The organism is Aeromonas sp. A04 (assembly GCF_047780465.1).
GTDB lineage: Bacteria > Pseudomonadota > Gammaproteobacteria > Enterobacterales > Aeromonadaceae > Aeromonas > Aeromonas bestiarum.
The window spans coordinates 1,522,261-1,534,284 of sequence record NZ_JBLNHP010000001.1 but is presented as its reverse complement, the minus strand read 5'-3'; the positions used below and the strand labels follow the sequence as shown (position 1 = coordinate 1,534,284).

Below are 12,024 nucleotides of genomic sequence, written 5' to 3'. Positions count from 1 at the left end.
GGGCATGTGGTCAATGCCTCGCCATAGAGCAGGCCATCGCCAGCTGTGACGGCAATATCCCCAAGGCGGCGCGGCTGGAGATCAGCCCCCCAATCCTCCCATCTATCGCAAGAAACAGAGCTGGGAAGAGGCGAGTTTGGTCTGAGATGGGGGCCGATATGGTATTCGTCACTCTGGGAGTGAAGTGTTCGGGGCGGCCAACTGGCCGCCCCGCTGTTTTGCTAGAGGCTGTTTGCTAGAGCTTGGCCAACTGCTTGAGCCTGGCCAGCCGCTCCGCCTCGTTAGCCTTGAGCCAGCGATCCTGTGACAGCAGAAACCAGGCGCGGGCGAAGTATTCGGCCGCGGCCGGGTCAGCCAGTACCAGTGCATTTTCCCCCAGCTCCTCGAACAGATAGCCATCCTCCGGCTCGCCGGCTTCCACCATCTCCGCCTGCAACTGCGTCAGTTCGGCCAGCGCCTGTTCGTGCAAGCCCTGTGCCCGGGTCAGCCGCGCCAGGCTCCAGCGGGCGATGAAGGCCTTGGCCGGGTTGTTGTGCTGTTCGTGCCAGGCCAGGCATTTTTGCTGACACTGGCGGGCCTCTTCCAGGCGGCCCAGTTCGAACAGGGTCCAGCCCTGATTGTTGTAGAGGCTGGGCAGCCAGCCGCGCACTTTTTTATCCTGGCTGCGCTCCGCCAACTCCATCGCCAGCTGGTGCCAGCGGCTCTGCTCCTCCAGCGGTGCGGCTATGGCCACCATGTGGGCCGCATCGATGGCGAGATAGAGCTCCTTGCTTTTGAGCCCCTGCTGCCAGGCCTGCTCGAACAGGGTTCTGGCACTGGCCTTGTCGCCGGCGGAGTTGAAGGTGCGGCCGCGCTCCAGCAGGGCGCGAAGGCGGGCTCGCGGGGTGGCATCGGTGAGGCGGGGCTCTATTTCGTCGAGCAGCTGGTGCGCCTCGGCAAACTGGCGTTGCAGCGAATGGGTGCGGGCTATCTGGGTGAGCAGCTCCAGTTCGAGTTGCAGGTCGGCGGCGGCACGCGCCTCGGGCAACAGAGCATGAAAGCGCAGGGCGCTGGCGGCGGGATCCTTGTAATCCCACTGCGCCATGAAATCGGGCGGATTGTCCATTTGGCCTCCTTGCTGGCTATCCACTCACCAAGATGCCTGCAGGCCATTGTTTGTACAAGGGGCACCCGTCACAGAGTGCCCCTTGAGTCATGTTCGCACCAGCGGCCAGCCGGTCAGTAGACCATGGCCAGGCTCATCAGCATCAGGCCGAGGGCGGCAAAGGCCCCCTCCTTGATCGCCAGGCGCGGCACCAGTGCCTTGGGCAGGGCCGGAAACAGGCTGAGCGCAAAGCCGAGCCCCGGCATCAGCCAGTGAAAGGCCGGGTTGCGCAGGCTTGGATCCGCCGCCCCATTGATGATGATCAGCAGGATAAACAGGGTGAAGGCGGGCAGGATAAACCAGCGGGCGCTGCCGGCGGCGACGGCCCGCAGCGGCGAGATGCGATAGAGCACCAGAGTCACGATAAACAGCACCAGAGGTGCCAGCAGATAGAGCGGAGCCGGGTTCATGGCGGGTGTTCTCCAGACGGTGGGTAAATGGGGTCGGGGTTCAGTGATTGTACAGGGCCGGTGCGATGACGATCCGCGGCGGTATGGGATCAGCCCTGGCCGGCGAGGCGCCGTGGCGCGGGTTCAAGCTTTGGAAGCGATCCCGGGCAACGCCTTGCCATCGGGGGATCAGCGCAACCAGAACCAGGCGGCGGCAAAGCCCAGCCAGCTCAGCAGCAAAAGGATCCAGGGCAGGGGATGCTGGCGGGAGACCTCGACAAGTTCGATCTCGCTCTCCTCTACCTGTTCGGTGTGCGGTTGCTGCTTCGCCTTGCTCTGCAACTTCTTCTGGCGACTGGCCTCCCGGGCCCGCGCCTTCATCTGCTTCTTGTACTCGTCTATGCCTTTCTGGATCCCCTGGGCGATCAGCTGGGTCTGCTCCTTGGTCTGTCCCGGCTTCTGGTTGGCGCGGGCGATCTTCAGCGCATCCTGCTGGGTCTCGGGGGATATCTTGTCGTACTTCGCCATCAAAGGGTCTCCTCGGCATCGATTGGCGGGGAGTATGCCATAAAAACGGCGCCCTCAGGCGCCGTTGTAGCAGGTTGTGAGCCGGATCAGGGCTTGTTGTAGGTCACGGTCGCATAGGGCAGCGGATTGAGGGTGCCCTGGGACTCGGCGTACTCCATGAACATCTCGTTCTCACCGACGCCGGAGTCGACATAGTCACCCTTGTTGGGCAGCTCTTCACGCTTGAGCAGGCCGTTGTAGCCATCCTTGCCGGAGGCGATATAGGTGTTGGCACCGACCCGGTACACCTTCTCGTCGTCCAGCGGCAGCCACTGGCCGTTGGCATCCAGCAGCTCCAGCTTGGTGATACGGGAACCCTTGGCCAGTTTGCCGTCATAGCTGTAGCTCAGGTGACCGACGTAGGGGAAGGCACCGCTGGAGGCGCCGATCCCGGTCTCCAGGCCGATGGAGTAGTCAACGGCGTACTCCAGGGTTGCGCGCACGTCCTTGCCCTTGAGGTTGAAGGCGGCAATCTTGTTGCCAAACGGCAGCAAGGTGCCCATCACGTAACCGACCGAGAGCGGGCCCGCGTTCACATCGGCGCGCACACCACCGGCGTTCTGGATGGTGAAGTCGACCTTGGTGTTGAGCTTGTTGAGCTTCCAGTACAGGGATTCGGCCACCAGGGGATCGATCAGACCCGCGCCATCCGGGGTGAGCGGCACGCGCACGTGGGGCAGCTTGGTCGGCACCTCGGCGATGATCTTGGCCTCGAGCTCGGCCACGGCCGGCTTGTACTCTGTGTCGATCACATCGCGCATGGCGGTGTTCTCCGGCACGATTTCGATGACGGGTGACTTGGTGATGAAGTCGACCACGTTGGTCTGCTCGCTGCCGGTCAGGGGCACCTTCTTCTTGGCCACTTCCTTGGTGAAGTCGTCGCCCGTCATCAGGGTGTTGCGACCCTCGCACTTGGTGATCTGGCCTTCCTTGCTCAGGGATACGTTGACCAGGCCATAGCCCTTGGCCCATTCGCCGGCCTGCACGATACAGGTCTTGCCGCCGTCCGGATTGTTGATCAGCTGGGCATAGGTGTTGTCGTCGGCCGGGTTCTGGTTGTGGGCCGTGTAGCCGACGCTGTTGATCTCGTTGATGTCGCCGAGGAAGGTCTGGGAGTGGCCGCCGACGATCAGGTCGATACCGTTGACCGCCTTGGCGACGGCCTGGTCATTTTGCAGCCCGATATGGGTGACCATGATGATCTTGTTGGCGCCTTTTGACTTGAGGGTATCGACCATTTTCTGGGCGGTCTCAATCATCGGCAGGAATTGGGTATCGGTATCCGGTGAAGAGATGTCATGCATATTTTCCAGCACCAGCCCGAAAATACCCACGCTCTCGCCATTTACTTCCTTAATGACATATTCATGAATATTTTCACTGTCTTTCAGGGTGGCGCTACTGGATTTCACCATATTGGAAGCCAATACAGGGAAATTCACCCGTGAGACGAAATCTTTAATAGCCTGGTTGCCCAGATCGAATTCGTGATTGCCCAGCACCATGGCATCTATGCCCATGTCGGAGAGCAGACGAGACTCCTCTTCCCCCTTGAACTGGGTGAAGTAGAGGGTGCCCTGGAAGGCATCGCCACCGTTGAGCACCATGAAGTTGCGGCCTTCATTGGCAGCCTGGCTGCGCAGCTCGTCCAGCTTGAACTTCAGGCGGGGATAGCCGCCCAGCTTGGCGTTGAACTTGAACAGCTCCTGGCCGGTGGGCTGGATGGCCAGCGCATTTTCGGTCGGGTCCAGGTGGGCGTGGGTATCATTGATGTGGGCAATGGTCAGATCCAGCGGAATATGTTCCTTGCTGCTGTTTTCTGAATTGCAGGCGGTCAGCCCGAACAGGGTAATAGAGACGGTGACGGCCAGTAGCGTCTTCTTCATCGGTAATAATCCTCTTGTTGTTATTGTCCTGTATATCGTTCCTGCATGACAGGAGTGTGGCGATTCTAGGCAAAAAGCAATAATTGGAAATAAAGAGAGCTGATTCCTTTGAGCTACTGCACATTAATAAAGCGAACAAACGTTTGCGAGATTGCGCAACGCCATGACTACAGACTAATGACAAGTTTCACATCACCGTATCTGCGGCTGGCTGTATCAGGGATCAGGCTCTGCCGGGCCGGGCCGCCGGCTCTGTGGTGACGGCGGGCAGCAGTCGCAGAAACTGCGCCGGGGTGAGCGGGCGGCCATAGAGATAGCCCTGCAGGTAGTTGACGTTGCGCTCGGTCAGGAAGTCCGCCTGCTCCTGGGTCTCGACCCCTTCGGCTATGGTCTCCAGCCCCAGCCGGGTGGCCAGGCTGATGGTGCTGTCAAGAATATGACGGGAGAGGGCATTGGTGCCTATCATGGCGACGAAGCTCTGATCGATCTTGAGATAATCCACGTGAAACTGCTGCAGATAGGTGAGGCTGGAGTGGCCGGTGCCAAAGTCGTCCAGCCCTATCTTTACCCCCATCTGCCGCAGCTCGCCAAACAGCTGGTCGGTCAGCTGGCTGGGGGGGATCAGTTCCCGCTCGGTCAGCTCCAGCACCAGGGTTATCGGATTGCCGGCGAAGGCGGCGAGGAAGACGCGGCAGTCATCGATCAGGCTCAGATCCTGGCAGTGCTGGGCGCAGATGTTGAAGCCGAAGTGAAAGCGGGTCGGCAGCTGAGCCGCGTGGGGGGCGAACTGCAGGCGTACCTGCTGCATCAGGGTCTGGGTCATGAGTATGATGAGGCCGCTCTCCTCCGCCAGCGGGATGAAGAGATCCGGCCGGATCAGTCCCTGGCGGTGGTGTTGCCAGCGCATCAACACCTCGCAGCCATGCAGCTGGCCACTCTTGCTGAAGACGATGGGTTGCAGATAGGGGATGAACTCCTGCTTGATGATGGCGCGCTTGAGTTCCAGGGTCGGGGTCGAGATATGGCTCCACCAGCGGTAGGTGGCGAGGCCGGCCAGACCGCCCAGCGTCAGGATCAGTATGATGAGGGAGCCCTGTTTTTGCAGGGTCAGGGCCAGCACGGCATGCAAGGGAAACCCTTGGTTGAGGTTGTAGTCGAACGCCGCCGAGCTGAGCCGATAGTTGAATCCCCGCAATCTTGGGGGCTGGCCGTCGTGGATCTTGCCCTGGAGGTCGAGCCACTGTTCGCCGATCTGCACCCAGCTATGGGCGCCGGCGAGCCGCCACTGCAAAGGTTTGCTCAGGTGGTAGGGGTTGATGGCGACCATCACCGAATGATCCCCTTCACTCAGGTGATAGAACAGCAGCGAGGGCTTGCGCCCGAGCCGGGTGATGGCGCTGAGCTTGAACCGCTCGTGCTGGCCGTCTTGCAGCTCATCACTCAGGTCTATCTCGTCGAAGATGGAGGAGCAGTAGAGGCGGCCGTGGCGGGAGAGGTTGACCGAGCGCACATAGGGGGAGGTGGCGACCAGCACCCGCAGCTCGCGGGCAACCTCGGCACAGGGCCGGCTCGCCAGCGGCAGGGCGGCCCTTGCCGCCTGGGTCGAGTGGCGCAGTGCGCTGTCGATCTGCACCATGGCGCGCTCGGCGGCGGTCTGTGCCTGCTGGCGAGTCAGAGACCAGGTCTGCCAGTAGAGGGTGGCGAGGGAGACGAGGATCAAGGAGGCGCAGCACAGCAGGCTGGCCAGCAGACGAGGCAGGTTGCTGTGACGCAGAAAAGAGAGAGCCATGGACCACGCCTCGGTGAACGGAAATTGAACAAAAAAAGGTCGGTCATACTACACAATCAGGCACCATTCTCATAGCCACCACGGGGTGTCAATGGCAGGGGGGGCCAGGGGGAGGGAGGCGGAGAGGGGAGATGGGGACTCAAAAATAACAGAGGCGGCCCGGGGCCGCCTCTGTTGTCATCGCAGACAAGGGAGTGCTTACAGCTGCTCGATGCCGACTATGTGCCAGGGCGCATTGTCCTTGGCCAGGTTGCGTTCGAGGTGCCACACCTCCTTGATGTCCTCCTCGACCTGCTCCTGGCGATCCATGTAGCGGCCGCTGAAGCGCACGCTGACCTGGGCCCAGTCACTGCCGTAGTCGGCACGTACCAGCTGGGTATCCACATACATGACTTCGGTATGCTGTTCACCGGTCAGCTCGGCACGTTCGGCTTTGAGCTGCTCGAACAGCTCGGGGCTCACGTACTCGCGTACCTTTTCCAGATCGTTTTTATTCCAGGATTCTTGCAGGGTGCGGTAGTGATCACGGGCACCTGACAGGAAACCGTTCATGTCAAAACCTGGCGGCAGACGGAAGGGCACGTCACTGTCGGCAAAGCCGGTTGCTTGCGGTGCACTATTGCTCTGCTCGAACTGCTGGGGGGCGGCCGACGGCGGCTGATAGCCGGCGTAGGCTGCCTGTGGCTGGGGCGAGGCAGCCTTGCTCCTGCGCATGGCACGGAACAGGAAGACGGCGCCCAGCGCCAGGGCGGCGATCAGCAGCATGTCCATGCCTTGCAGACCTTCGAAGGCGCCGCTACCCAGCAGGTAGGCGAACAGGCCACCGGCCAGCAGGCCGCCGAGCAGACCGCCCATCATGCCACCCTTCTTCGGTGCGGCCTGAGCCCCGACCGCCGGGTTCTTGGTGTCGACGGGCTTGGCCGCCGGTTGGGCCGGAGCCGTCTTGTAGCTCTTGCCAAAGGATTTACCGCCGCCAAACTTCTTGGCTTCGGCAATGGGTGCCCCCAGGCCAATGGCCAGGATCACGGCAAACAGGGTCAGCATCTTTTTCATTTTGACTCTTTTCACTCTCATCAGTGGGTGGGGCATGCTCTGCTTTGGCAAGCTCAGCGAGGCGCATGGCAGGCTGCCTGTCCCTCGTTGTATTGCAGCTTGCGACTATGATTAACATGGTTGGCATGAATTATTCATGAACAGATTGTCCCGATCGGGGGCATCAGAGGAGCAGCGCAATGAAAAGTCGACGACCGAGCCGCAAGGAGCGCAAGCTGCGCAACAAGGCGAGAGCCAAGCCCCATGACCAGACCCTGGTCTGGCCCTTCCTCATGGTATGAAGCCGGGGTGATCCCCTGGCACAGTTCATCGGCAAGCGGTGCCAGCCACCATCAGGAGGAGGGTTGCACCAGACAGAAGTGAATAGCGTGCATTAGCACTCGCGATGGCGGGGTTTCTTTTGTAAAATTCCCGTCCCCTTCCCGCTGCGGTTTTTATGTGTATGGCAGAGCAAGTGACGGCGAAAAAAGACGCCAAGACACAACAGCTGAAAGTCCCTCCCCACTCTTTTGAGGCCGAACAGTCCGTACTGGGCGGCCTGATGCTGGATAACGACGCCTGGGATCGGGTCGCCGAACGGGTGATCGACAAGGATTTCTACAGCCGTCCTCACCGGCTTATCTTCCAGGCCATGACCCGCCTCTCCAATGTGGGCAACCCCATCGATCTCATCACGCTGCAGGAGGAGCTGGAACGCTCGGAGCAACTGGAAGAGTCCGGTGGCTTCGCCTATCTGGTGGAGATCGCCAAGAACACCCCGAGTGCCGCCAACATCAATGCCTACGCCGAGATCGTGCGTGAGCGGGCGGTGGTGCGGGAGATGATCTCGGTCGCCAACGAGATAGTCGAAGCAGGCTACGAGCCGCAGGGACGCACCTCGGGCGATCTGCTCGATCTGGCCGAAAGCAAGGTGTTCCAGATCGCCGAGCAGCGCACCAGCGCCAACGAGGGGCCGCAGCCGCTCAAGCTGATCCTCGAGCAGACGGTCGACAAGATTGAAGAGCTGTTCAAGACCCCCCACAACGGGGTGACCGGGGTCTCCAGCGGTTACGGGGATCTCGACAAGATGACCGCCGGTCTGCAGCGCTCGGATCTGATTATCGTGGCGGCCCGTCCCTCCATGGGCAAGACCACCTTTGCCATGAACCTGTGCGAGCACGCGGCGCTCACCGCCGACAAACCGGTACTCATCTTCTCGCTGGAGATGCCCTCCGAGCAGATCATCATGCGTATGCTCGCCTCGGTCGGGCGCATCGACCAGACCAAGGTGCGGACCGGTCAGCTCGACGACGAAGATTGGGCGCGCCTCTCCTCCACCATGGGGCTGCTGCTCGAGAAGGGCAAGATGTACATAGATGACGCCTCCGGCCTGACCCCGACCGACGTGCGCTCCCGCGCGCGCCGCATCGCCCGTGAGCACGGCGGCCTCTCCATGATCATGATCGACTACCTGCAGCTGATGCGGGTGCCGTCACTGTCTGACAACAGAACCCTGGAAATAGGTGAAATCTCCCGCTCCCTCAAGGCGCTGGCGAAAGAGCTGCAGTGCCCGGTGGTGGCGCTCTCCCAGCTGAACCGAAGCCTGGAACAGCGCGCCGACAAGCGCCCGGTCAACTCGGATTTGCGGGAATCCGGCTCCATCGAGCAGGACGCGGATTTGATCATGTTTATCTACCGTGATGAGGTGTATCACGATGACAGTCCCGACAAGGGGATTGCCGAGATCATCATAGGCAAGCAGCGTAACGGCCCGATCGGAAGAGTACGGCTTACCTTCCAGGGGCAGTTCTCCCGGTTCGACAACTATGCCGGCCCGGCGTTTGATGACGATTACTAAGTAGGGAGGGGCCGGTCTGCGCACCCATATAGGTGACTATGCCCCCCAGATCCAAGACACAGTTTTCCCGGTTCGACAATTATGCCGGTCCGGCCTTAGACGATGACAATTAAGGGCTGACACCACACGGTGCCTGGCGCATTCAAGCGCCATCATGCCCTCGTAAGGGAAAACAGATGAAAGCGGCAATTGCTCAAATCAATACAGCGGCCCTGCGCCACAACCTCGCCGTGGTCAAACGGCACGCCCCCGATTGCAAGATCATCGCCGTGGTCAAGGCCAACGCCTATGGCCATGGCCTGCTGCCGGTCGCCCGCACCCTGGTGGATGCCGACGCCTATGCGGTGGCCCGCATCGAAGAGGCGCTGATGCTGCGCTCCTGCGCCGTGGTCAAACCGATCGTGCTGCTGGAGGGCTTCTTCTCGAGTGCCGATCTGCCGGTGCTGGCGGCCAACAACCTGCAGACGGCGGTGCACACCTGGGAGCAGCTCGAAGCGCTGGAGCAGGCAGAGTTGCCCGCCCCCGTGGTGGCCTGGCTCAAGCTCGACACCGGCATGCACCGGCTCGGGGTGCGCGCCGATGAGATGCCCGCCTTCATCGCGCGTCTCGCCAGGTGCAAGAACGTGGTGCAGCCGTTCAACATCATGACCCACTTCAGCCGCTCCGATGAGCTCGAACAAGCCACCACTCGCGAGCAGATCGACTTGTTCAGCAAGTTGACCGCCCCGCTGGCGGGCGAGCGGGCCATGGCGAACTCGGCGGGCATTCTGGCCTGGCCCGATTCCCACTGCGACTGGGTGCGCCCCGGCGTCATCTTGTATGGCGTATCCCCCTTCCCCAATACGGTGGCGGCGGATTACGACCTGCAACCCGTGATGACCTTGAAGACCCAGCTCATCGCGGTGCGGGATCACAAGGCGGGCGAACCTGTGGGCTACGGTGCCAACTGGGTGTCTGACCGGGATACCCGGCTCGGCGTCATCGCCATCGGCTACGGCGATGGCTACCCGCGCATGGCGCCCAACGGCACCTCAGTGCTGGTCAATGGTCGCATAGTGCCGCTGGTGGGCCGCGTCTCCATGGACATGACCACAGTGGATCTGGGGCCGGGCGCCACCGACAAGGCCGGCGACGAAGCCGTGCTCTGGGGCGAGGGGCTGCCGGTGGAGCGGGTCGCCGACGAGATTGGCACCATCCCCTACGAGCTCATCACCAAGCTCACCTCCCGGGTCTTTATGGAATACGTCTAGGCTCGGCCAGCACCAAACGTAAAAAAGCCCCGCATGCGGGGCTTTTTTTATGACGCTGTTGCTACCGGCCGACCGTTTACTGCCGGTGCATCCGCACAAACTGCTCCAGCAACTGCTCTTCGGTCTCCACGTGGGCGGGATCCCGGATGATGCAGTCTATGAGTCGCAGACGCTGATGCTACTGCCGGTGCATCCGCACAAACTTCTCCAGCAGCTGCTCCTCGGTCTCCACGTGGGCGGGATCCCAGATGATGCAATCGATGGGGCAGACGCTGATGCTACTGCCGGTGCATCCTGACAAACTTCTCCAGCAACTGCTCTTCGGTCTCCACGTGGGCGGGATCCCAGATGATGCAATCGATGGGGCAGACGCTGATGCAGGTCGGCTTCTCATAGTGACCGACGCACTCGGTGCAGCGACTGGGATCTATCTCGTAGATCTCCTCCCCCAGGCTGATGGCCTGGTTCGGACATTCGGGATCGCACATGTCACAGTTGATGCACTTGTCGGTGATGAGCAGGGACATATCAGGCCGCCGAGTGCGGCTGACGGGTGTCCTGGCGATCGCCGAGGTTGCGCAGCAGTATGCCGTAGTTGATGTCGATCTCTTTGGGGACAGGCACATAGACCACGTGGCCGTTGCCCGGCGCCGTGTCGATGAGCTCGCCCTTGCGGTTCTGCATCTGCTCCAGATTGAAGCTGACGTTGCCCTGCGGCGTCATCAGCTCCAGGCTGTTGCCCACCAGGAACTTGTTCTTCACTTCCACTTCCACCATGTCGCCCTGGCGACCGGTGATCTCGCCGACGAATTGCTGGGTGTCGGAGACGGAGTAGCCGTAGTCGTAGTTCTGGTACTCGCTGTGGTTGTGACGGCGCAGGAAGCCCTCGGTGTAGCCACGGTGGGCCAGGTTCTCGAGGGTGCCCATCAGGGTCGGATCGAACGGACGACCGGCGACCGCGTCGTCGATGGCCTTGCGATAGACCTGGGCGGTGCGGGCGCAGTAGTAGAAGGACTTGGTGCGGCCTTCAATTTTCAGGGAGTGCACACCCATCTTGGTCAGGCGCTCCACGTGCTCGACGGCGCGCAGGTCCTTGGAGTTCATGATGTAGGTGCCGTGTTCATCCTCGAACGCCGTCATGTATTCACCGGGGCGGTTGGACTCTTCCAGCAGCACCAGCGCATCGGAGGGCTTGCCGAGCCCCAGGGTGTTGTCCGGGCGCACGGCGATGGGCTCCTGACGGTGGACTATCTGGCCCACGTCATCTTCCTTGCCCTCGTGCACCTTGTACTCCCAGCGGCAGGAGTTGGTGCAGGTACCCTGGTTGGGGTCGCGCTTGTTGATGTAACCGGAGAGCAGGCAGCGACCTGAGTAGGCCATGCAGAGGGCGCCGTGGACGAAGACTTCCAGCTCCATCTCCGGCACCTGCATGCGGATCTCTTCGATCTCGTCCAGGGACAGCTCGCGGGAGAGGATGGCACGGGTCAGGCCCATCTGATGCCAGAACTTCACCGTGGCCCAGTTGACCGCGTTGGCCTGCACCGAGAGATGGATGGGCATGTCCGGGAAGGCTTCGCGCATCATCATGATGAGGCCGGGGTCTGACATGATCAGCGCGTCCGGCTTCATCTCCACCACGGGGCGCATGTCGCGGATGAAGGTCTTGAGCTTGGAGTTGTGGGGCTGGATGTTGGCCACCACGTAGAACTGCTTGCCCAGCGCGTGGGCTTCGTTGATGCCGAGCTGCAGATTTTCGTGATCGAATTCGTTGTTGCGTACCCGCAGGCTGTAGCGCGGCTGGCCCGCATAGACGGCGTCGGCGCCATAGGCATAGGCGTAACGCATATTCTTGAGGGTCCCGGCGGGGGAGAGCAATTCTGGTCTGAACATGTTGGACTCTTAGTATCTGATTGCAAATCAGGACGGCGCCACCTGATGGCGCCGGATTGGTTGAGCCGTGGTGCGAGACGGCGCTCGCGTCACAACTACCCGATGGCGTACATCATTATGCAGGATCACAGGGGATGCACCTGATATACGGGGTGCGAGATTGTACTCGCCCCCACGCCATCATGCAATTTGGCAGGCAATGGTTGCCGGCGCGAGCCG

The 12,024-nt window shown here is 61.3% G+C and carries 10 protein-coding genes and 1 pseudogene; 2 read left to right on the top strand and 9 right to left on the bottom strand.

Annotated features, from left to right (window positions below; all coding sequences use genetic code 11):
- Positions 1 to 235: 235 nt before the first annotated feature.
- From ACM3N8_RS07005 to ACM3N8_RS06980, 6 genes are all read right to left on the bottom strand, one after another.
- Positions 236 to 1,105: a tetratricopeptide repeat protein gene (locus tag ACM3N8_RS07005; protein WP_290019519.1), complete on the bottom strand. Its 870-nt coding sequence runs from the start codon at positions 1,103 to 1,105 to the stop codon at positions 236 to 238.
- Between the two features lie 113 nt (positions 1,106 to 1,218).
- Positions 1,219 to 1,554, bottom strand: a complete 336-nt coding sequence (locus ACM3N8_RS07000; RefSeq protein WP_042035006.1) for a hypothetical protein — start codon at positions 1,552 to 1,554, stop codon at positions 1,219 to 1,221.
- Positions 1,555 to 1,722: 168 nt separating this feature from the next.
- Positions 1,723 to 2,061: a DUF2956 domain-containing protein gene (locus ACM3N8_RS06995; protein WP_065403304.1), complete on the bottom strand. Its 339-nt coding sequence runs from the start codon at positions 2,059 to 2,061 to the stop codon at positions 1,723 to 1,725.
- Positions 2,062 to 2,147: 86 nt separating this feature from the next.
- A complete protein-coding gene (locus ACM3N8_RS06990; protein ID WP_098984927.1) occupies positions 2,148 to 3,986 on the bottom strand; it encodes a bifunctional metallophosphatase/5'-nucleotidase in 1,839 nt (612 codons plus the stop codon).
- A gap of 223 nt (positions 3,987 to 4,209) precedes the next feature.
- Positions 4,210 to 5,775 carry an EAL domain-containing protein gene (locus ACM3N8_RS06985; protein WP_290019518.1) on the bottom strand — a complete coding sequence of 522 codons (1,566 nt, stop codon included), beginning with the start codon at positions 5,773 to 5,775 and terminating at the stop codon, positions 4,210 to 4,212.
- Positions 5,776 to 5,973: 198 nt separating this feature from the next.
- A complete protein-coding gene (locus ACM3N8_RS06980; protein ID WP_042867014.1) occupies positions 5,974 to 6,828 on the bottom strand; it encodes a Tim44 domain-containing protein in 855 nt (284 codons plus the stop codon).
- 442 nt (positions 6,829 to 7,270) lie between these two features.
- Between ACM3N8_RS06980 and dnaB the strand changes: the two genes are divergently transcribed.
- Positions 7,271 to 8,665, top strand: a complete 1,395-nt coding sequence (dnaB, locus tag ACM3N8_RS06975; RefSeq protein ID WP_100858215.1) for a replicative DNA helicase — start codon at positions 7,271 to 7,273, stop codon at positions 8,663 to 8,665.
- Between the two features lie 176 nt (positions 8,666 to 8,841).
- Positions 8,842 to 9,915, top strand: a complete 1,074-nt coding sequence (alr, locus tag ACM3N8_RS06970) for an alanine racemase (RefSeq protein ID WP_043135075.1) — start codon at positions 8,842 to 8,844, stop codon at positions 9,913 to 9,915.
- Between the two features lie 76 nt (positions 9,916 to 9,991).
- On the opposite strand, the pseudogene ACM3N8_RS06965 reads toward alr, so the two are convergent.
- The 3 genes and pseudogenes from ACM3N8_RS06965 to yegQ all read right to left on the bottom strand — a co-directional run.
- A pseudogene (locus ACM3N8_RS06965) lies at positions 9,992 to 10,075 on the bottom strand (ferredoxin); the annotation flags it as partial.
- A gap of 118 nt (positions 10,076 to 10,193) precedes the next feature.
- Positions 10,194 to 10,442 (bottom strand): YfhL family 4Fe-4S dicluster ferredoxin, encoded by a 249-nt coding sequence (locus ACM3N8_RS06960; RefSeq protein ID WP_021140912.1) that lies wholly within the window; start codon positions 10,440 to 10,442, stop codon positions 10,194 to 10,196.
- Position 10,443: 1 nt separating this feature from the next.
- On the bottom strand, positions 10,444 to 11,805 hold the full coding sequence (yegQ, locus tag ACM3N8_RS06955) for a tRNA 5-hydroxyuridine modification protein YegQ (protein WP_005311829.1): 1,362 nt from the start codon (positions 11,803 to 11,805) through the stop codon (positions 10,444 to 10,446).
- Between the last annotated feature and the right edge of the window lie 219 nt (positions 11,806 to 12,024).

What these genes read in the sequence shown, in the direction of transcription:
- alr (WP_043135075.1), top strand. Translation starts at nt 8,842, where the DNA reads ATGAAAGCGGCAATTGCTCAAATCAATACAGCGGCCCTGCGCCACAAC.
- ACM3N8_RS06960 (WP_021140912.1), bottom strand. Translation starts at nt 10,442, where the DNA reads ATGTCCCTGCTCATCACCGACAAGTGCATCAACTGTGACATGTGCGAT.
- ACM3N8_RS06995 (WP_065403304.1), bottom strand. Translation starts at nt 2,061, where the DNA reads ATGGCGAAGTACGACAAGATATCCCCCGAGACCCAGCAGGATGCGCTG.
- ACM3N8_RS06980 (WP_042867014.1), bottom strand. Translation starts at nt 6,828, where the DNA reads ATGAAAAAGATGCTGACCCTGTTTGCCGTGATCCTGGCCATTGGCCTG.
- yegQ (WP_005311829.1), bottom strand. Translation starts at nt 11,805, where the DNA reads ATGTTCAGACCAGAATTGCTCTCCCCCGCCGGGACCCTCAAGAATATG.
- ACM3N8_RS06990 (WP_098984927.1), bottom strand. Translation starts at nt 3,986, where the DNA reads ATGAAGAAGACGCTACTGGCCGTCACCGTCTCTATTACCCTGTTCGGG.
- ACM3N8_RS07000 (WP_042035006.1), bottom strand. Translation starts at nt 1,554, where the DNA reads ATGAACCCGGCTCCGCTCTATCTGCTGGCACCTCTGGTGCTGTTTATC.
- ACM3N8_RS07005 (WP_290019519.1), bottom strand. Translation starts at nt 1,105, where the DNA reads ATGGACAATCCGCCCGATTTCATGGCGCAGTGGGATTACAAGGATCCC.
- ACM3N8_RS06985 (WP_290019518.1), bottom strand. Translation starts at nt 5,775, where the DNA reads ATGGCTCTCTCTTTTCTGCGTCACAGCAACCTGCCTCGTCTGCTGGCC.
- dnaB (WP_100858215.1), top strand. Translation starts at nt 7,271, where the DNA reads ATGGCAGAGCAAGTGACGGCGAAAAAAGACGCCAAGACACAACAGCTG.